Genomic DNA, 17,423 nt, shown 5'->3' with positions numbered 1-17,423 from the left:
ATAGTTCTCGACTGATCATCGAGGGAGGGACTTGGAAGCCGTGCAGCTCCTTAGGCTTTTTGCCTGTGATGTAGATCGTGCTCCAGCCCTCCACACTCACTCGTATAGTTCGAACGGTATCTTGGGCCCGTCTCTGGCGAGAGCCCGCATTCGCAAGGTTGGACAGAGTGCAGTGATGATCGAAAACGGATTAATGGAGAAACGGTCATGTCCAATTTCGTCGGCGTCGATGTCGCTAAAAATACCTTTGATATCGCCACTCACCTGCCAAACGGCAAGCACAAAACCAAGGCCAAACTGGCTAACGACTCAAAAGGTTTCAAAGAGTTTGACGCCTGGCTGAACAAGCAGGTCGAGCCTACAGCTCTGATCGTGATGGAAGCCACCAGCGTTTATCACCTGGAACTTGCCGAGTTCGTCTACAACAAGGGTTACCGGGTCTGCGTCGTCAATCCGGCTACGACCCACGCTTACGCCGACAGCGAGCTGCGCCGGATCAAAACCGACAAAAGCGACGCCAAATTGATCGCTGACTTTGCTCGGGAAAAGGCTGAAAAGCTTCAGCTTTGGGCTCCAGAGCCGCTGAAATATCGTCAGCTAAAGGCGATGGTACGTCGCTTGGATGACCTTCAGGAAATGGAGCAAATGGAGCTCAATCGCCTGGATGTATCCGACGAAAAGGTCAAAGACTCGATCAACTCTGTGCTGCGTCACATCGAGAAAGAGATCGTTGAAACTCACAAATCAATCAAAAAACACATCGACGATGATCCAGACATGCGCCAAATGCGCGACTTGATCGTGACCATCGACGGTATCGGCCAGAAAACCCTTGAGCGGCTGCTGGCCGAGTTGGGCGACCTGCGTAAATATGACGACCCTCGCAAGCTGGTCGCTGCCGCCGGGTTGAACCCAAAGCTGCAGGACTCGGGAAAATTCAAAGGCAGAACAGTGATTTCGAGGATCGGATCGGCTCGCGTTCGGGCGGGTCTATACATGCCTGGGTTGGTTGCACTGAAGCACAACAAGGCAATCATCGCCATGAAGGACCGCTTGAAGGCCAACGGCAAGGCCCCCAAGCAAATCATCTGTGCAGCGATGCGCAAACTCCTACATTTTGTCTACGCCGTTCTTAAATCGGGCCAGCCATTTGACCCGAAAATTGCCCTTGCCCGATGAGGGGCAAGACGGTATCTACATGGGATTTGTGTTCACTCTGTAGGAGCTGCCGCAGGCTGCGATCTTTTGCTTTCAGGCTAACTGCCGACGCAACTCAGCCAGGACGGGCGCTGTATCGGGGCGCACGCCGCGCCACAAAAAGAACGCCTCGGCCGCCTGCTCCGCCAACATCCCCAAGCCATCCATCGACACCGCCGCGCCATGCTCGGTGGCCCAGCGGCAGAACGCGGTCGGCTCCTTGCCGTACATCATGTCGTAGCACAGGGTTTTGCCCGGCTCGATCAGGCTTGGCGCAATCGGCGGCACTTCACCGGTAAGGCTGGCGGAAGTGGCGTTGATGATCACGTCCACCGGCTCGCGTAACCAGTCGAAACCACTGGCTGACACCGGCCCCAGATCGCAGAACAATTCGGCCAGCAACTCAGCTTTTTCCACCGTGCGGTTGGCGATGATCACCGATGCCGGTTTCTCTGCCAGCAAAGGCTCCAACACCCCACGCACCGCGCCACCGGCGCCGAGCAGCAGAATGCGCTTGCCGGTCAGGTTGAACCCGGCATTCACCGTAAGATCGCGCACCAGCCCGGCGCCGTCGGTGTTGTCACCGAGCAGCAAACCATCGGCCAGTTTGCTCAAGGTATTCACTGCACCGGCACGCTGTGCGCGGGCGGTCAGGCTGTTGGCCAGGCGATAGGCATCTTCTTTGAACGGCACGGTGACATTGGCGCCGCGACCCTGCTGGAAAAACGCCGTGGCGCAGCCGGTGAAATCGTCGAGCGGCGCCAGCAGGGTGCTGTAGTCGAGACTCTGCCCGGTCTGTTCGGCAAAAAGTTTGTGAATCATCGGCGACTTGCTGTGGCCGATCGGGTTACCGAAAACAACGTAACGATCCATCACAACTCCTCGTTCAGGCCTGGGCCAGCCAGTCGCGGTCTTGCAGGAAGTACTCGGTCAGGCGTGCCTCTTCGCTGCCAGGCTCGGCTTTCCAGTCGTAGGCCCAGCGCACTTGCGGCGGCAGCGACATGAGGATCGACTCGGTACGCCCGCCCGATTGCAGGCCAAACAGCGTGCCACGATCGTAAACCAGGTTGAACTCGACGTAACGGCCACGGCGGAATTCCTGGAACTCACGCTGTTTGGCGGTGAACGCATCGTTCTTGCGCCGCTGCACGATCGGCAGGTAAGCGTCGATGTACGCATCGCCAATGGCGCGCATGAAAGCGAAGCTGGTGTCGAAGTCCCACTCGTTCAGGTCGTCGAAGAACAGCCCGCCGATGCCGCGCGGTTCGTGGCGATGTTTGATGTGGAAATAGGTGTCGCACCAGGCTTTATAGCGCGAGTAGACGTCCGGACCGAACGGCGCACAAGCCTGCTCGGCGACGCGGTGCCAATGGATGCAGTCTTCTTCGTTGCCGTAATACGGGGTCAGGTCGAAGCCACCACCGAACCACCAGACCGGCTCTTCACCTTCCTTCTCGGCGATGAAAAAGCGCACGTTGGCGTGGGACGTCGGCACATGCGGGTTGTGTGGGTGGATCACCAGCGACACGCCGAGGGCTTCGAAGCCGCGACCCGCCAGTTCCGGGCGATGGGCGCTGGCTGACGGCGGCAGACCGCTACCGAAGACGTGGGAAAAGTTGACGCCGCCCTTTTCGATCAGCGTGCCGTTCTCGATCACGCGGGTGCGACCGCCACCGCCGGCCGGCCGGGCCCAGGCGTCTTCGACGAAGCGCGTGCCGCCGTCCTCGTTTTCGAGTGCGGTGCAGATGCGGTCTTGCAGGTCGAGCAGATAGGCCTTTACGGCGTCGGTGCGGGTCGTCATGGCTTCACCTTGATCGGGGCATCACTACGCGGCGCCCCGCAGGCGGGGGGCGGCGCAAATGGGCGCGTAGCATACCACCGCAGACCCGCGCGCCGCAGTTGACGAAGATCAAGCATGGGAGTTGGATAGGGGGCTTACAAAAGACCCAAGGAGAGCAGGCAGATGGCAAAGCGTATCCAGTTCCGCGCCCACGGCGGCCCCGAAGTGCTCGAATATGTTGACTACCAACCTGCGGAGCCAGGCCCACAGCAGGTTCGGGTGAGCAACAAAGCGATCGGCTTGAATTTCATCGACACCTATTACCGCAGCGGCCTCTACGCACCGCCAGCCTTGCCGTCCGGCTTGGGCGCAGAAGGTGCGGGCATCGTTGACGCCGTTGGCAGCGAAGTAACCCGGTTCAAGGTCGGGGATCGCGTCGCTTACGGTAGCGGCCCGTTGGGCGCCTACAGTGAACTGCACGTTTTGCCCGAGGCAAATCTGGTGCACTTACCCGACCAAATCAGTTTCGAAACCGCTGCCGGAGTGATGCTCAAGGGTCTGACCGTGCAGTACCTGCTGCGCCAGACTTATGAGCTCAAGGGTGGCGAAACCATTCTGTTCCACGCCGCTGCCGGCGGCGTCGGTTCGCTGGCCTGCCAATGGGCCAAGGCCTTGGGTGTGAAGCTGATCGGCACCGTCAGCTCGAAAGAAAAAGCCGAGTTGGCGAAAGCCAACGGTGCTTGGGCCACCATCGATTACAGCCACGAAAACGTCGCGCAACGCGTACTGGAGCTGACCGACGGCAAGAAGGTCCCGGTGGTATATGACGGTGTCGGCAAGGACACTTGGCTGACTTCGCTCGACAGCGTGTCGCCGCGTGGTCTGGTGGTGAGTTTCGGCAATGCCTCCGGCGCCGTGGATGGCGTCAATCTGGGGATTCTCTCGGCCAAAGGCTCGTTGTACGTGACCAGGCCGACCCTGGCGACCTACGCCAACAACGCCGAAAACCTGCAGCGCATGGCCGATGAGCTGTTCGAGATGATCATCAGCGGCAAGCTCAAGGTCGATATCAGCCAGCGTTATCCGCTGGCTGAAGCGGCGAAGGCACAAACCGAGCTGTCGGCACGGCGCACCACCGGATCCACCATCCTGCTGCCGTGATACCACGCTACTCCCGTGAATCCGGGGTAGCGTCCACCTCAAAAAAAAACGGCGTCTTGCCGGCGGAGGTTGTTTCGAAGCCACTGCGGGCAAGACGCTGCACCCTCAATCCCAGTACTCCGGGCAGCCTGAGCAAAGTACTCGCTTGCGCTTCGTTATGCAACGCCTGTTCGATGACGGCTTCTGCACTGGCTGGCAACTTGTCCTGAGCAATGACCAGACGCATGCGTGCCCCGTTGGCCTGTCGATTGATTTGTACCTGAACATCGTTAGCGTCCAAGTCGGGCAACGCTTGGGCGATTACGCTCATGACCTGTCGCTGCGTAATGATCGCGCCACCCAGTTTGCTCGACGTCTCGACCCGCCCCTCAAGCTCCAGCACCGGCAAATTACTACCACACGCGCAATTCGATTCCTGAAGCAGAATTCGCCCACGATCACCAATCCGATAACGCAACAGCGGCACATGATCGGGCAGCAGCGACGTCAGCAGAAACTCCCCGCTTTCGCCTTCGGCCACTGCTTGCAGGGTCAATGGGTCAACGACTTCGGTCAGCATCGCATCGGCGTGCAGATGATAAAAACCATGCTCCAGGTGTGCGCACTGAAAGCCGATGGGGCCGGTCTCCGTAGAGCTGTAGCCCAGCGACCGCACTCTGATTTCAGGCCAGTCCCGAGCCAATTGCTCGCGCAGCGGTTTGCTGCAGGGTTCCCCGATGTAATAGAGCCATCTCAGACTGGTCAACTGTGTGGCATCGATATCGTCATGGTTGAACAGCGCCGCCGCGAAGGAGGGAGTGCAAATCAGCGCATCGGCCGCTTGTGACTGAATCAGCCCGGCAATCCGCGTAACGCCCATCAGCGATCCGGCGGGCAACAACCGAGCACCGATGTGCTGGACGATGGCCGCGGCGTACTGAAAAGCGCCTTGCATTTCACCGGCAGTCAGGCAGTTAACGACAACAGCTGGATGTTCGTTCGCGCCCCCAAACATCCGCGCCCCCAGCAGCACGATACTGGCGTTGAATGCCCAGGAATGGGTGATGTGTTTGCGGTTGCCGGTGCTGCCTCCCGAAGTCAGGGTCAGTCCGCCACCCGGTGCACGATGCGAAGCCTCACCAAGTACGGAGAACAGCACACCACCGTGCTCGTCCTCGACGGCTTGAATCGGCAGCCGATGCAAATCCTCCGAGCTCTGCACGTGCAGGATCTGCGGACACAGCGCACAGAACCACGGCAGTGACCGTGCATGGGCCAATTTGCGTGTAAAAGCCTGGTTTGCATGGCTCATCGGATCATCGCCCATCGCCACTTCCTCTTTGACGAATACCCAACTCATCGAAACCGCCATTAACGGCATTGGCCAGGCACGCCAACTGGGCCTGACTATGATTGGCACTGATCGCCAGACGCAGAATCGCCTCGCCCTTGGCCACCACCGGAAACAACGCGGTGGTGACGGCAATCGCTTGCCGCCGCAGGTACAGCGCCAGACTGATCGCGTCACGCTCGGCACCGACACGCACGAAACGGATGGGCGAGGCGACTTCATGGTTGCCAAGAACCGGTCCGAGCAAATCGTCGATCAGGGCAACATTTCGCCACAGGGCGGCTTGCAGCTCGCCCAGCTCTGGCGAAAGATGGATTTTTCCGGAGGCGACTGCCGCACCAACCCCGCCCATCGACAATGGCCCGCCGAAGGTATAGGTCGACGCATGGCGCCTTATCATCTCGGCATCGTCCGCCGTGAGCACGGTGATCGCCCCACCGGTTGCCCCAAACGCCTTGGACAGCGAGGACAGAAGGATCAAGCGTCCGCGCAAGCGCTCATCGCCACTGGCAAGGGCATAACCACCCCCCGCCACACCGTAGATCGAAGTGCCGTGGGCGTCATCCGCATACAGATAACCTTCAAAGCGCTCCGCCAGTTGCAACAGTCGATTGATCGGATACACGCCGCGCATCGAACCGATGCTGTCGGTCAGGATGATCGGTGTATTGCCAGCCGCTACTGCCGCCGAACACGCCTGTTCGACTTGCTCCATATCCCTGCAATCGCACCGCTGTACGGGGCCAAACTGCCAAAGAATCCCTTGCAGCACTTGCATTGAAGCGTGGGCCGCCCGGTCGACGATCCAGCTCGGGGCACGGCGCAACGGATAGGACGGCAACTCACCGGATCCCAATAAGGGTAGACAGCCCAGATGTGCACTGCCCACCGAGTTGAAGGTGACCGCGTGCCCCTGGAATATCCGGTTCAACTGTTCGTCTAGTTCACGCATTGGCGGCAACAGTGCCCGGGTTCGTGCGGCGGCGAACTGCACGCCGAAGGTTTCGACGGCGTCCACGGCGCCTTGAATCAGGCGGGGATCGCACTCAAGCCCCAGATAGGAGCATGAGAGAAACTCGGTGAGCCGCTCGCCACTGCTCAACTTGATCTCCTTGCCTTCGCGTTGTGCCAGCTTCAGGCCGTTGAGCCCGGCATCGAACAACTGTTGCTGATCTTCACGCGCCTGCCGAATACGGTTTTTGAGCCAATTGACGGTGGGTTGCTGAGTGCTCATCGAGATACCTGCAAAGGTGATGTCCGGCGATAGACCTGCACACGCCAGAGCTGGGTTCTTTCTCGTGCAATCGCTTTCTGGTAGTCGGCGGTGATATCGCCGAAGCCTGAACAATCGGGCTGGACGACGTGCAAATGGCCACGTATGACCGTCAGCGCCTCTTCGGCCAGGGACGGGCGTAACCGCTGCAAGACACTCGCACCGTCAGCTTCGGGCATGAAAGAAGGGACGTCCGAGAGCGAGACGAAATCGACCTCCGAAAGCGTGGCAACACAGTCGAGAATGTCGGCCTGTACCACCCGCAGCTCGCACTGTTGAAGCGCCTCACGGGCACGCTTGAAAATCTTCGGGGTGCACTCCAGCGGAAAACCTTGTGGGTAGCGCAGTTCACCGAAAAACAGCATTTGCAGAAAGAAGCTCTCGCGCACCACCTGAGTGGTGAACAAGGCGTGAAAAATCTCCAGGTATGCCGCGCGGGAACTGATGCCCAGGTTATTGGGCGGGAACGAGCCTTTGTAGAGCAGGGAATTGAGTACCGCTGCGTTGCCCAACAGCGCGATCACAGCCTTCCAGCGTTTGAGGGGAAAGCGGGTCTGGTAATACTCGATTTGCTCGCCAAGGTCGCGACAGTGGAAAACTTCACGACCTGCCTTGCCGGTAAACAGTCGGTTGACCTTCGCCAATCGCTGCAGGGTCTGCTCGAAGGCTCCCATGTAGATCGGCGCTTGCCAGTGACGGGACTGGAACAACTCGGTCAACCAGTGGCGATCGGCCTGCGGCAAATCCAGATGCCGAAATATGGACTGGCGTCGCTTGGTCGAACTGTCTGTCCGGTAACCCATGAATGCCATGAACGACGCGTGATCGGTCTGTTCCAGCAAGGCGAATCGCAGCCGGGTAAATGCCAGTTGCGGCGCGCTGATATCGGTGCAGGTCATACGCGCCGGACTGCGGGCCAGCAACGGTAAAAGCCGCCCGCCACTCCCGGCGATACCCACCACATGTCTGGCGTGCTTGGGGAGGATTGCATATTCGAGCGCTGTGTCTTCATCCCCCAGCGCATAGTTCAACCGCTGGAAATAGTCAGCCATGCCTGCCTCCTTCCCTCGGTTCTGACACTCGACGTGAAGTCTTCATGAGTTATCCAGGGCATGGAGGAAGTCATAACGGGGCGCATGGCCGTTTTGCCAAGCCTCATACTGCTCATAAACGGCTTCGAGCATGTTGCCGGTCAGCCGCAAGCTGGTTTCCATTACATTGGCAATGGCATCCCAGTCGTGCTGATTTTTGCAAGTACGCTGCAGGATGAGTTTGATTTCATTGAAGTGCTCGACATCGATGTCGGAATGCGCAACGAAGAACGTCAACTGAGCCGGTTTTAGCGCCAGGATTTCGCTCAGGTTATTGATCAACGGGGTGATGAATTGATAGGCATTTTCTGCCCAATAACTGTATCCCAGGCGTTGTAGTGGATTACCGGTAAAGGATATCCAATACAAATAAGCAATCAGTACTTCGGTTGCCGGAAGCGCAGACGGGATCTCGAACTTTTCATTTTTCAGGCCAAGACTCATGACATCATGCAGTGCCATTTTCTCATGGCCAACTTCTTGCGCCGCATGTTCAAAACAGAACTTTGCATAAACCGGATTATCGGCATGGCGCACACCCACCAATCCCTGATTTCGCGCATTGTGTGCAGTGTAGTGAAAGGTTTCTATCATGTAGATCGCATATAACGCCTTGGTAACACTACCCTCGCGTATGGCTTTTACCAATCGCGAGTTATCCAGGATATCGGCCCACAATTGTTCGATGCGTTTATCAAGCAGGATCAACTGTTGTTCAAAGCTGATGAGCGTATTCATCGTGGTTCTCCGGGGTGTTGAAGGGGGTGTGATCAGGGTGTTGAACAGCGGCAAGGATTTGCTGCCACTGCGCTGACAGCAGCCAGTAGTCGCCGCGAGCGCGTTGTTCGATATGAAGGGCGTCGGAGGTGATAGGGGTCAGGCCGAATCGCTGGAACAGTCGCCGTTGTGGCGATCGGCAGAGGGCGGTGACGCCTTGATACCCATGCCTGATCGCCCACTCGGTGGCCGCCGCCAGCAGGCTGTTGATCGGAACAGCCAGGTGGCTTCGCGAGAGAGTGATCAACCGGCTGAACTCGACGTGGCGCGACAGCATCACGGTGGGAGAAACATGCTGGTGCGCCAGTGAGGCCCATTCGAACGGCGATGGCGTCACTCTCAATACCGCCACCAGCTGCTCGTGTTGATACAGCAGAAAGTGGGTACTTCGCGCCGTCACCGCCAGCCTCGTTTCAAGCAATCTGGCTCTGGATGTCAGCATGTAATGTTGCAGTCGAAGACGAAATTGCCGACCAATAAACCGTTCGAACTCCCGCGTATCTGATCCCGCTTCAAGAATAACGACCCGGCAATCTTCATGGCGACTTCTGAACGTTGCCTGAAGTGCCTGCAGATAATCCGTTAGTTGTAAATCCGTAGTATCCATTCTTTCTCCGCAGACGTTAACTTATCGAAGTTTTCTGAGCGCATTGAAATGATGGATGCTTTTAGAAATATCGCCACTGCGCGACTTCTGATAATTACGTGGGAAAAGTTACTGAATCTGTGTACTTACTGATTGGTCTGACACACGAAGGAAAAATACAAACAGTTGAATGTTGTAAGTTGATCGTTGTTTGAAGGATAAATCGCAGGCAAAAGTAGTACTTCTCGCCATAAAAGCCGAGAAGTACTCAATACATGAAGTCAGGAGTGACGTCAGTCGGGACGAATAACGTTGCCGGAGGCCAGATCACGGATGACGCTGGGGTTCTTGCGCCCACCCAACTCCCCACCCAGCACCAGATCGATCTGCCCGCGGAAATACTGCTCGACCCGCAACCGTGTGCGCGCTGCCGGACGGCCTTGTGGATTGGCTGAGGTCGAAATCAACGGACCGACCATCGAGCACAAGTCACGCACCTGAGGATGATCGCTGACGCGCAGCGCCACCGTGTCATGCACCCCAGTGACCCACTCCGGCAGCAGATTCTGATGCGGCACCAGCCAGGTATTCGGCCCAGGCCAGGTGCTGGCCATACGGTCGATCCACTCTTGCGGGAAGTCTTCGAACAAGAAATCGAACTGGCGAATGTTGTCGGCAACCAGAATCAGGCCCTTGTCGACCGAGCGATTCTTGATCGCCAGCAACCGATCCACCGCCTCTTCATTCCACGGGTCGCAACCCAGCCCCCAGACGGCTTCGGTTGGATAGGCAATCACCGCCCCGGCGCGAATCTCTCGCGCGGCTTGTTGCACACGCCAACTGTTGACCATGAAAAAACTCTCCGCAAACAGGTTTCGCGCAGTTTACCGATCTTCCTTGTAAAACCTAGCTCACACGCGCAAACCAGCGGCCGTTTTCGCACACCGCACGGCCGTCCATTTCCAGTTCGGTCAGCGCCGCCAGCACTTTGGGCAACGCCCAGCCGCAGCTGTCGGCCAAGGCTTCACTGGTATGCGGCGCAGCGTGGAGCAGGGCAAGTAAGGGATGATCCGCTTGCGGTGTGCCTGTGGATAACGGCACCTGCTGCCAGCCACGCAGGGCTTCGAGAATGTGTTCGATGGTTTCCACCAACACCGCGCCGTCGCGAATCAACTGGTGACAACCGCGCGCACCGGGATGATGGATCGAGCCAGGGATCGCATACACCTCGCGCCCTTGTTCCGCCGCCAGCCGTGCAGTGATCAGCGAACCACTGGCGACGCTGGCCTCGACCACCAGCACGCCAAGGGATAAACCGCTGATGATCCGGTTGCGTCGCGGGAAGTTGCTCGCGCTGGGGCCGGCATCCAGCGGAAACTCCGAAAGCACCGCACTGCCGGAGGCAATCATCGCGTCGGCCAGCCGCCGATTGCGCTGTGGATAAAAGTTTTCCAGGCCCGTGCCCAACACTCCGACCGTCAGCCCGCCAACATCCAGCGCCGCTTGATGCGCAGCCGCATCAATGCCCAGCGCCAAGCCACTGGTGATGACAAAACCGGCCCCGGCCAGGCTACGGGAAAATGCGGCGGCGGTGTCCATTCCCGGACGTGAAGCACGACGGCTGCCGACCATCGCCAGCTGCGGCCTCTCGAGAATCAGGGGGTCACCCGCCACGAATAACAGCGGCGGAGGGTCGGGAATCTGCGCCAACAATGCCGGATAGTCCGCTTGATCCCACATCAACAAATGCTGACCCGGACGCTCTAGCCAGCGCATTGCGTGGCTGGCGCCGTCGCGAACGTCGGGACAGCGCCGTGCTTCGGCACACGCCGCTGGTAAACCCAGCGAGCGCCAGGCGCTGGCCGGCGCGCTGATGGCTTTGGATGCCGAGCCAAAGGCTTCGAGCAATTTCAGAAACCGCTTCGGGCCGATGTCCGGCAAGCGATGCAGGCGCAGGCGCGCTTCCAGTTCCGCAGGGGAAACCGGCGTATAGACAGACAGCGTCATGGATCATCCTTGATCGTTATAAGCCCCGAACCATTCGGAACAAGCTGTGGATAACTCTGTTGGTAACTTGTTAAGCACGCTTACGGATTTCGCACCTTGTCGAGCACCGCCAGCGAGCGTGAAGCGTTGAGGACCAAGCCGTAGCTGAGTTTGTCGTAGGTGCGAAAAACCATCAGCAGCCCGGCCCGTTCGTCGGGGATTTTAAGTGGTTGACCGGTCACCCGGTCGCGCACGGTTTCACCGGTTTTCATCACCACCAACACATTGCCTTCGGCCAGGCCGTCGCGTTTGCCCTTGTTCAACGTAACCACGTCCATCGCACCGATCTGCGTGACGCCGCGTGGGACATCGATGATCAGGCCATTGATGTCGGTGGTCGGAGCACTGGGCATGAAGGTCGAATTGATCGAGCGCTCTTCGCCGCTGAACAAGCGGTCGCCGAGGCGCACTTCCTGGGTGGTACGCTGCAGGGCGAGGGTGGCGACGTCGTCTTCGGTGGCAACGATTTCACCGCCGCCAATGTCGTCGGCGTTGATCCCCAGAAATTCCTTGGTTTGCGGATCGGTATAGACCTTGCCCTGACGGAAGATCCCGTAGACCGGTTGATTCGGATCGAAATAGCCACGGGCAAAGATCCGGTCGCCGGTGCCGCTGAGCACGCGTTCCGCGTCACCGGCGACGATGTAGGGCGCTTTGTCGAAATCCTCGACCTTGTCGACGATGCGGTTGCTCAGCAGAAAGCTGTTGATCGATTTCAGCGGAATACTCGGAATCGCCTCAGCCACCGGGCTGGTACGAATGCGTGGCGAGAGCTTGATGGTGCCGCGCGACTCGCCGCGATTGAGGGTCAGGCGCGGCTGGCCGTTGACGTAACTGAGCGTCAGCGTGTCGCCGGGATAGATCAGATTGGGGTTTTCGATCTGCGGGTTGGCCCGCCACAGTTGTGGCCATTGCCAAGGCTCGCGCAGGTATTTTCCGGAAATATCCCAGAGTGTATCCCCCGAAACCACCGTGTATTGCTGCGGAAAACCATCCCTGAGTTGCACTTGCCCTTGCACCGCGCCGGCCGAGGCCAACAGCAGCAGGGCGAGTAGTGTTTTCCTCATGCAGTGAATCCCTTTATCATGTGCGTTCGCGTGAACCGTCAGAGCCCCCGTGGCTCGCTTCTGCCAAATGCAGAAGCTACGCTTCACAACGGTAGCCTGCATCTTCGGACCTGCCAGGCCATCGATCCGACTTTACTCAATACGTGCAGCAATCAGCCTATGGCCATTTTAAACATCCTCGAATTTCCGGACCCGCGTCTGCGTACTATCGCCAAGCCTGTGGCTGTAGTGGACGCCGAAGTGCGTCAGTTGGTCGATGACATGTTTGAAACAATGTATGAAGCGCCGGGCATCGGCCTCGCCGCGACCCAGGTCAACGTGCACAAACGTATCGTCGTGATGGACCTTTCCGAAGACCGTACCGAGCCACGGGTGTTCATCAACCCCGAGTTCGAATCGCTGACTGACGAAATGGATCAGTACCAGGAAGGTTGCCTCTCGGTGCCGGGTTTCTACGAAAACGTCGACCGCCCGCAAAAGGTCAAGATCAAGGCGCTGGACCGCGACGGCAAGCCCTATGAACTGATCGCCGAAGGCCTGCTCGCGGTGTGCATCCAGCACGAATGCGACCACCTCAACGGCAAATTGTTCGTCGACTACCTGTCCACGCTCAAACGCGACCGGATCAAGAAGAAACTGGAAAAGCTGCATCGCCAGAACGCTTGATGCCCTCCTTCAAAGGCTTGCCGCGGCAAGCCTTTTTCTTTTTATGAGACTCCTTCATGACTGAGCCACTGCGCATCGTTTTTGCCGGCACCCCGGAATTCGCTGCCGAACACCTCAAGGCCCTGCTGAGCAGCCCTTACGAGATCGTTGCGGTCTACACCCAACCGGATCGTCCGGCCGGTCGCGGACAAAAACTGATGCCGAGCCCGGTTAAACAGCTGGCGCTGGAAAATAATATCCAGGTGTTGCAGCCGCCGACTTTGCGCAACGCTGACGCTCAGGCTGAACTCGCCGCACTGAAGCCGGACTTGATGGTGGTGGTCGCCTACGGCCTGATCCTGCCGCAAGTGGTGCTGGATATTCCGCGTCTGGGCTGCATCAACAGCCATGCCTCGTTGCTGCCACGCTGGCGCGGTGCGGCGCCGATCCAGCGTGCTGTCGAAGCGGGCGATGCCGAAAGCGGCGTGACCGTGATGCGCATGGAAGCGGGCCTCGACACCGGGCCGATGCTGCTCAAAGTCGTTACGCCGATCAGCGCCGACGACACCGGCGGCAGTCTCCACGACCGTCTCGCCGAAATGGGCCCGCCAGCCGTGGTGCAGGCGATTGCCGGTCTGGCTGCCGGAACGCTGGAGGGCGAAGTGCAGAACGACGAACTCGCCACCTACGCGCACAAACTGAACAAGGATGAGGCGCGCATCGACTGGAGCCGCCCAGCCGTTGAGCTGGAACGTCTGGTTCGCGCGTTCAATCCATGGCCGATTACCCACAGCACGCTCAATGGCGAAGCGCTGAAAGTGCTGGCGGCCAATCTCGCCGAAGGCAACGGCGCACCCGGTACCATCCTCAGCGCCAGCAAGGACGGCCTGATCGTCGCGTGCGGCGAGCAGGCGCTGTGCCTGACACGCCTGCAATTGCCCGGCGGCAAGGCACTGAACTTCAGTGACCTGTTCAACAGCCGTCGTGAGAAATTCGCCGTCGGCACCGTGCTAGGCGCAGTGGTGGACGCGCAATGAACCCGCGTCTGGCCGCCGCCAAGGCACTCGCCGCCGTACTCAGCGGCAAAGCCTCGCTCAACAGCTCTCTGCCGACACAACTGGACAAGGTTGAGGATCGCGATCGCGGCTTCACTCAGGATCTGGCGTTCGGCACCGCACGCTGGCAGCCACGTCTGTCGGCGCTAGCGGAAAAGCTCCTGCAGAAGCCGTTCAAGGCAGCCGACGCCGATGTCGAGGCGCTGCTGCTGGTCGGGCTCTACCAATTGCTCTACACCCGCGTGCCGGCCCACGCCGCCATCGGCGAAACCGTGGGTTGCGCCGACAAGTTGAAAAAGCCTTGGGCCAAGGGTCTGCTCAACGCCGTGCTGCGCAATGCCCAGCGCGAAAGCGAAACGATTTTCGCCGAGCTGGAACGCGATCCGGTGGTGCGCACCGCTCACCCGCGCTGGCTGCAAAAATCCCTCAAGGCCTTTTGGCCTGAGCAATGGGAAGCCATCTGCGCAGCCAACAACGCGCATCCGCCGATGATCCTGCGGGTCAACCGCCGCCATCACAACCGCGACGCCTACCTCGGTCTGCTGACCGAGGCCGGCATCGCAGCAACTCCGTGCGTCTATAGCCGCGACGGCATCATCCTCGAAGCCGCCACCGATGTGCGCAGCCTGCCGGGGTTCGCCGAGGGCTGGATCAGCGTGCAGGACGAAGCCGCGCAACTGGCCGCCGATCTGCTGGATCTGGCGCCAGGGCAGCGTGTGCTCGACGCCTGCTGCGCACCCGGCGGCAAGACCTGCCACATCCTCGAAGCCGAACCGGCGCTGGCCGGCGTGGTGGCGGTGGATCTGGAAGCCAAGCGTCTGGTTCGAGTGAAAGAAAACCTCGAGCGTCTGGGCCTGAGCGCCGAACTGATCGCCGCCGACGGTCGTGACATCGACAAATGGTGGGACGGCAAGCCGTTCCAGCGCATCCTGCTCGACGCGCCGTGCTCGGCCACCGGCGTCATCCGCCGCCACCCGGACATCAAGCTGACCCGCCAGGCCGACGACATCGCCGCCCTCGCGCAGCTGCAAGGCGAGTTGCTCGACGCGATGTGGAAAACCCTCGAAGTGGGCGGCATCCTGCTTTACGCCACCTGCTCGACTTTGCCGACCGAGAACACCGAAGTGATTGCCGCGTTCCTTGAGCGCACGCCGGGCGCACGGGAGCTGGACTTGGCAATCACCGCCGGGATCAAGCAGCCCCATGGTCGCCAATTGCTGGCCCAGCAGGGCGGGCACGACGGGTTCTACTACGCCAAGCTGATCAAGATCGCTGCCGCGCGCGGCTAAACGGATTCAACGGAGTGACTGGATGAAAATCATCATCCTCGGTGCAGGTCAGGTCGGCGGTTCGCTGGCCGAACACTTGGCGAGCGAAGCCAACGACATCACGGTGGTCGACACTGACAGCGAGCGCTTGCGCGACCTCGGCGACCGCCTCGACATCCGCACGGTGCAGGGTCGTGGCTCGCTGCCGTCGGTGCTGCGTCAGGCCGGCGCCGACGACGCCGACATGCTGGTGGCGGTGACCAACAGCGACGAAACCAACATGGTCGCCTGTCAGGTTGCGCACACGCTGTTCCATACCCCGACCAAGATTGCCCGGGTGCGCGAAGCCTCCTATCTCAACCGCGAAGAGCAGCTGTTCCAGAACGAAGCGATTCCGGTCGACGTGCTGATTAGCCCCGAGCAGGTGGTCACCAACTACATCAAGCGCCTGATCCAGCATCCCGGTGCCTTGCAGGTAATCGACTTCGCCGAAGGCAAGGCACAACTGGTGGCCGTGCGCGCCTATTACGGCGGGCCGCTGGTGGGCCAGCAACTGCGTCAGTTGCGCGAGCACATGCCGAACGTCGAAACCCGCGTCGCGGCGATTTTCCGCCGTGACCGGCCGATCCTGCCCCAGGGCGATACGGTGATCGAGGCCGATGACGAAGTCTTCTTCATCGCCGCCCGTGAGGATATTCGTGCGGTGATGAGCGAAATGCGCCGTCTCGATGAGACCTACAAACGCATCGTCATCGCTGGCGGCGGGCAGATCGGCGAGCGTCTGGCCGAGGCCATCGAAAGCCGTTATCAGGTGAAGATCATCGAGATGAACCCGGCACGCTGCCGCTATCTCTCCGACACCCTCGACAGCACCGTGGTATTGCAGGGCAGTGCGTCGGACCGCGACTTGCTGATGGAAGAGAACATCGCCGACGCCGATATCTTCCTTGCGCTGACCAACGATGACGAAGCCAACATCATGTCGTCGCTGCTGGCCAAACGGCTAGGGGCGAAGAAGGTGATGACCATCATCAACAACCCGGCTTACGTTGATCTGATTCAGGGCGGCGACATCGACATCGCCATTAGCCCGCAGCTGGCTACCATCGGCACCTTGCTGGCCCACGTGCGCCGTGGCGATATCGTCAGCGTGCACTCACTGCGCCGCGGGGCGGCGGAAGCCATTGAGGCGATTGCCCACGGTGATGCGAAGTCGAGCAAAGTGATCGGCAAGCCCATCGAGAAGATCGGCCTGCCACCGGGCACCACCATCGGCGCGGTGATTCGCAATGAACAGGTGATCATCGCCCACGACGACACAGTGATCGAAGCGGGTGACCATGTGATTCTGTTCCTTGTGGATAAAAAGCATATTCGTGATGTGGAGAAGCTGTTTCATGTGGGGTTGAGCTTCTTCTGAGGTTTGCGCTGATGGCACTGGCCCCTTCGCGAGCAGGCTCGCTCCCACATTTGGAATGCGTTTCCCCTGTGGGAGCGAGCCTGCTCGCGAAGGCGGTCTCAATAACCCCCATCAACACCTGACGCTTCCAAGAAAGGAATCCACCGATGCTCGAATCCCTGGAAAAAATGCTCGCCAAGGGTGTGGATAACTCCCTACTGCGCTTCGGCCTCGGCAAGGGTTATCTGGATTTGGGCGAAAACGCCAAGGCGGCCGAGCATTTCCAGCGCTGTGTCGGTTTCGATCCGAAGTATTCGGCAGCGTGGAAGCTGTTGGGCAAGGCGCAACTGGCGCAGGGTGATCACGCCGCTGCGCGGCAGGCATGGGAACAGGGTCTGGAAGCGGCCCGCGCCCATGGCGACAAGCAGGCCGAAAAGGAAATGGCGGTGTTTCTGAAGAAGCTCGATCGTCAGGCGCAATAATCTACAGGTAACGCAGGCCGATACCTTCGGCATCCACCGTCACCACTTCCATCCGCACTCGCGGCGCGCCTGTGGGTAAACCCTGCACCTGCCCGTAAACCACTGCGCCTTTGGGCAATGACGTCAGACCCGGATGCTGCACATACACCCCGGTGGGCGTCAGATTGCGCGTCTGCCCGAGGCATTCGCCGAAGCTGTCGTGGGTGATCTTGATGCGAAACGATTTGCGGTGTTCGGACATCTGCTGCGCCCTTGAATGAACGGTT

Annotated in this window: 18 protein-coding genes; 7 read left to right on the top strand and 11 right to left on the bottom strand. The window is 59.5% G+C overall.

Annotated elements, in window-relative coordinates; genetic code table 11:
* Window positions 1–207 precede the first annotated feature (207 nt).
* Window positions 208–1,179: an IS110 family RNA-guided transposase gene (locus tag ACA043_RS00150; RefSeq protein ID WP_497657778.1), complete on the top strand. Its 972-nt coding sequence runs from the start codon at window positions 208–210 to the stop codon at window positions 1,177–1,179.
* 72 nt (window positions 1,180–1,251) lie between these two features.
* On the opposite strand, the gene aroE is transcribed toward ACA043_RS00150, so the two are convergent.
* Complete coding sequence (gene aroE / locus ACA043_RS00145) at window positions 1,252–2,070, bottom strand: shikimate dehydrogenase (protein ID WP_187677259.1); 819 nt, start codon at window positions 2,068–2,070, stop codon at window positions 1,252–1,254.
* Window positions 2,071–2,083: 13 nt separating this feature from the next.
* Window positions 2,084–2,998 carry an oxygen-dependent coproporphyrinogen oxidase gene (gene hemF, locus ACA043_RS00140; protein WP_489880145.1) on the bottom strand — a complete coding sequence of 305 codons (915 nt, stop codon included), beginning with the start codon at window positions 2,996–2,998 and terminating at the stop codon, window positions 2,084–2,086.
* A gap of 162 nt (window positions 2,999–3,160) precedes the next feature.
* Here hemF and ACA043_RS00135 point away from each other — a divergent pair, with 162 nt between their 5' ends.
* Window positions 3,161–4,138: an NADPH:quinone reductase gene (locus ACA043_RS00135; RefSeq protein WP_187677257.1), complete on the top strand. Its 978-nt coding sequence runs from the start codon at window positions 3,161–3,163 to the stop codon at window positions 4,136–4,138.
* Window positions 4,139–4,145: 7 nt separating this feature from the next.
* Here ACA043_RS00135 and ACA043_RS00130 read toward each other — a convergent pair whose 3' ends face one another.
* The 8 genes from ACA043_RS00130 to ACA043_RS00095 form a co-directional block, all read right to left on the bottom strand.
* Window positions 4,146–5,477 (bottom strand): phenylacetate--CoA ligase family protein, encoded by a 1,332-nt coding sequence (locus ACA043_RS00130; RefSeq protein ID WP_497658392.1) that lies wholly within the window; start codon window positions 5,475–5,477, stop codon window positions 4,146–4,148.
* Window positions 5,434–6,702 carry an aminotransferase class I/II-fold pyridoxal phosphate-dependent enzyme gene (locus ACA043_RS00125; protein WP_497658391.1) on the bottom strand — a complete coding sequence of 423 codons (1,269 nt, stop codon included), beginning with the start codon at window positions 6,700–6,702 and terminating at the stop codon, window positions 5,434–5,436. Before ACA043_RS00125 ends, ACA043_RS00130 begins: the two co-directional genes overlap by 44 nt.
* On the bottom strand, window positions 6,699–7,793 hold the full coding sequence (locus ACA043_RS00120; RefSeq protein WP_497658390.1) for a DUF3419 family protein: 1,095 nt from the start codon (window positions 7,791–7,793) through the stop codon (window positions 6,699–6,701). The genes ACA043_RS00125 and ACA043_RS00120 overlap by 4 nt, the downstream gene beginning before the upstream one ends.
* Before the next feature lie 42 nt (window positions 7,794–7,835).
* The gene (locus tag ACA043_RS00115; protein WP_497615760.1) at window positions 7,836–8,570 is read right to left on the bottom strand and encodes an iron-containing redox enzyme family protein; all 735 of its coding nucleotides are present in this window, start codon (window positions 8,568–8,570) and stop codon (window positions 7,836–7,838) included.
* A complete protein-coding gene (locus tag ACA043_RS00110) occupies window positions 8,548–9,216 on the bottom strand; it encodes a GNAT family N-acetyltransferase (protein WP_497615758.1) in 669 nt (222 codons plus the stop codon). The genes ACA043_RS00115 and ACA043_RS00110 overlap by 23 nt, the downstream gene beginning before the upstream one ends.
* Window positions 9,217–9,488: 272 nt before the next feature.
* Window positions 9,489–10,046, bottom strand: coding sequence for an L-threonylcarbamoyladenylate synthase type 1 TsaC (gene tsaC / locus ACA043_RS00105; protein WP_187677252.1), 558 nt, complete (start codon window positions 10,044–10,046; stop codon window positions 9,489–9,491).
* A gap of 55 nt (window positions 10,047–10,101) precedes the next feature.
* The gene (gene dprA / locus ACA043_RS00100) at window positions 10,102–11,202 is read right to left on the bottom strand and encodes a DNA-processing protein DprA (protein ID WP_497658389.1); all 1,101 of its coding nucleotides are present in this window, start codon (window positions 11,200–11,202) and stop codon (window positions 10,102–10,104) included.
* 80 nt (window positions 11,203–11,282) lie between these two features.
* Window positions 11,283–12,308, bottom strand: a complete 1,026-nt coding sequence (locus ACA043_RS00095) for a LysM peptidoglycan-binding domain-containing protein (RefSeq protein ID WP_497658388.1) — start codon at window positions 12,306–12,308, stop codon at window positions 11,283–11,285.
* Between the two features lie 159 nt (window positions 12,309–12,467).
* On the opposite strand from ACA043_RS00095, the gene def reads away from it, so the two are divergent.
* The 5 genes from def to ACA043_RS00070 all read left to right on the top strand — a co-directional run bounded on the left by def (window position 12,468) and on the right by ACA043_RS00070 (window position 17,157).
* Complete coding sequence (gene def, locus ACA043_RS00090; protein ID WP_187677249.1) at window positions 12,468–12,974, top strand: peptide deformylase; 507 nt, start codon at window positions 12,468–12,470, stop codon at window positions 12,972–12,974.
* 56 nt (window positions 12,975–13,030) lie between these two features.
* Window positions 13,031–13,990, top strand: coding sequence for a methionyl-tRNA formyltransferase (gene fmt / locus ACA043_RS00085; protein WP_401268225.1), 960 nt, complete (start codon window positions 13,031–13,033; stop codon window positions 13,988–13,990).
* Window positions 13,987–15,297, top strand: coding sequence for a 16S rRNA (cytosine(967)-C(5))-methyltransferase RsmB (gene rsmB / locus ACA043_RS00080; RefSeq protein ID WP_497658387.1), 1,311 nt, complete (start codon window positions 13,987–13,989; stop codon window positions 15,295–15,297). Before fmt ends, rsmB begins: the two co-directional genes overlap by 4 nt.
* A gap of 22 nt (window positions 15,298–15,319) precedes the next feature.
* Complete coding sequence (gene trkA / locus ACA043_RS00075; RefSeq protein WP_497615755.1) at window positions 15,320–16,696, top strand: Trk system potassium transporter TrkA; 1,377 nt, start codon at window positions 15,320–15,322, stop codon at window positions 16,694–16,696.
* Window positions 16,697–16,842: 146 nt separating this feature from the next.
* Window positions 16,843–17,157, top strand: coding sequence for a tetratricopeptide repeat protein (locus ACA043_RS00070; RefSeq protein ID WP_401268222.1), 315 nt, complete (start codon window positions 16,843–16,845; stop codon window positions 17,155–17,157).
* 1 nt (window position 17,158) lies between these two features.
* Here the strand turns inward: ACA043_RS00070 and ACA043_RS00065 are convergent, their stop codons facing one another.
* Window positions 17,159–17,398, bottom strand: coding sequence for a PilZ domain-containing protein (locus ACA043_RS00065; protein WP_401268220.1), 240 nt, complete (start codon window positions 17,396–17,398; stop codon window positions 17,159–17,161).
* Between the last annotated feature and the right edge of the window lie 25 nt (window positions 17,399–17,423).

Source organism: Pseudomonas sp. LBUM1648, assembly GCF_059716145.1.
Note: the sequence above shows the minus strand (reverse complement) of the source record. Positions and strands in the feature narration are given on the sequence as shown.

Bases quoted from the DNA above. Each gene is read 5' to 3' on its own strand.
- ACA043_RS00150 (WP_497657778.1), top strand. From the start codon at position 208: ATGTCCAATTTCGTCGGCGTCGATGTCGCTAAAAATACCTTTGATATC.
- aroE (WP_187677259.1), bottom strand. From the start codon at position 2,070: ATGGATCGTTACGTTGTTTTCGGTAACCCGATCGGCCACAGCAAGTCG.
- hemF (WP_489880145.1), bottom strand. From the start codon at position 2,998: ATGACGACCCGCACCGACGCCGTAAAGGCCTATCTGCTCGACCTGCAA.
- ACA043_RS00135 (WP_187677257.1), top strand. From the start codon at position 3,161: ATGGCAAAGCGTATCCAGTTCCGCGCCCACGGCGGCCCCGAAGTGCTC.
- ACA043_RS00130 (WP_497658392.1), bottom strand. From the start codon at position 5,477: ATGAGTTGGGTATTCGTCAAAGAGGAAGTGGCGATGGGCGATGATCCG.
- ACA043_RS00125 (WP_497658391.1), bottom strand. From the start codon at position 6,702: ATGAGCACTCAGCAACCCACCGTCAATTGGCTCAAAAACCGTATTCGG.
- ACA043_RS00120 (WP_497658390.1), bottom strand. From the start codon at position 7,793: ATGGCTGACTATTTCCAGCGGTTGAACTATGCGCTGGGGGATGAAGAC.
- ACA043_RS00115 (WP_497615760.1), bottom strand. From the start codon at position 8,570: ATGAATACGCTCATCAGCTTTGAACAACAGTTGATCCTGCTTGATAAA.
- ACA043_RS00110 (WP_497615758.1), bottom strand. From the start codon at position 9,216: ATGGATACTACGGATTTACAACTAACGGATTATCTGCAGGCACTTCAG.
- tsaC (WP_187677252.1), bottom strand. From the start codon at position 10,046: ATGGTCAACAGTTGGCGTGTGCAACAAGCCGCGCGAGAGATTCGCGCC.
- dprA (WP_497658389.1), bottom strand. From the start codon at position 11,202: ATGACGCTGTCTGTCTATACGCCGGTTTCCCCTGCGGAACTGGAAGCG.
- ACA043_RS00095 (WP_497658388.1), bottom strand. From the start codon at position 12,308: ATGAGGAAAACACTACTCGCCCTGCTGCTGTTGGCCTCGGCCGGCGCG.
- def (WP_187677249.1), top strand. From the start codon at position 12,468: ATGGCCATTTTAAACATCCTCGAATTTCCGGACCCGCGTCTGCGTACT.
- fmt (WP_401268225.1), top strand. From the start codon at position 13,031: ATGACTGAGCCACTGCGCATCGTTTTTGCCGGCACCCCGGAATTCGCT.
- rsmB (WP_497658387.1), top strand. From the start codon at position 13,987: ATGAACCCGCGTCTGGCCGCCGCCAAGGCACTCGCCGCCGTACTCAGC.
- trkA (WP_497615755.1), top strand. From the start codon at position 15,320: ATGAAAATCATCATCCTCGGTGCAGGTCAGGTCGGCGGTTCGCTGGCC.
- ACA043_RS00070 (WP_401268222.1), top strand. From the start codon at position 16,843: ATGCTCGAATCCCTGGAAAAAATGCTCGCCAAGGGTGTGGATAACTCC.
- ACA043_RS00065 (WP_401268220.1), bottom strand. From the start codon at position 17,398: ATGTCCGAACACCGCAAATCGTTTCGCATCAAGATCACCCACGACAGC.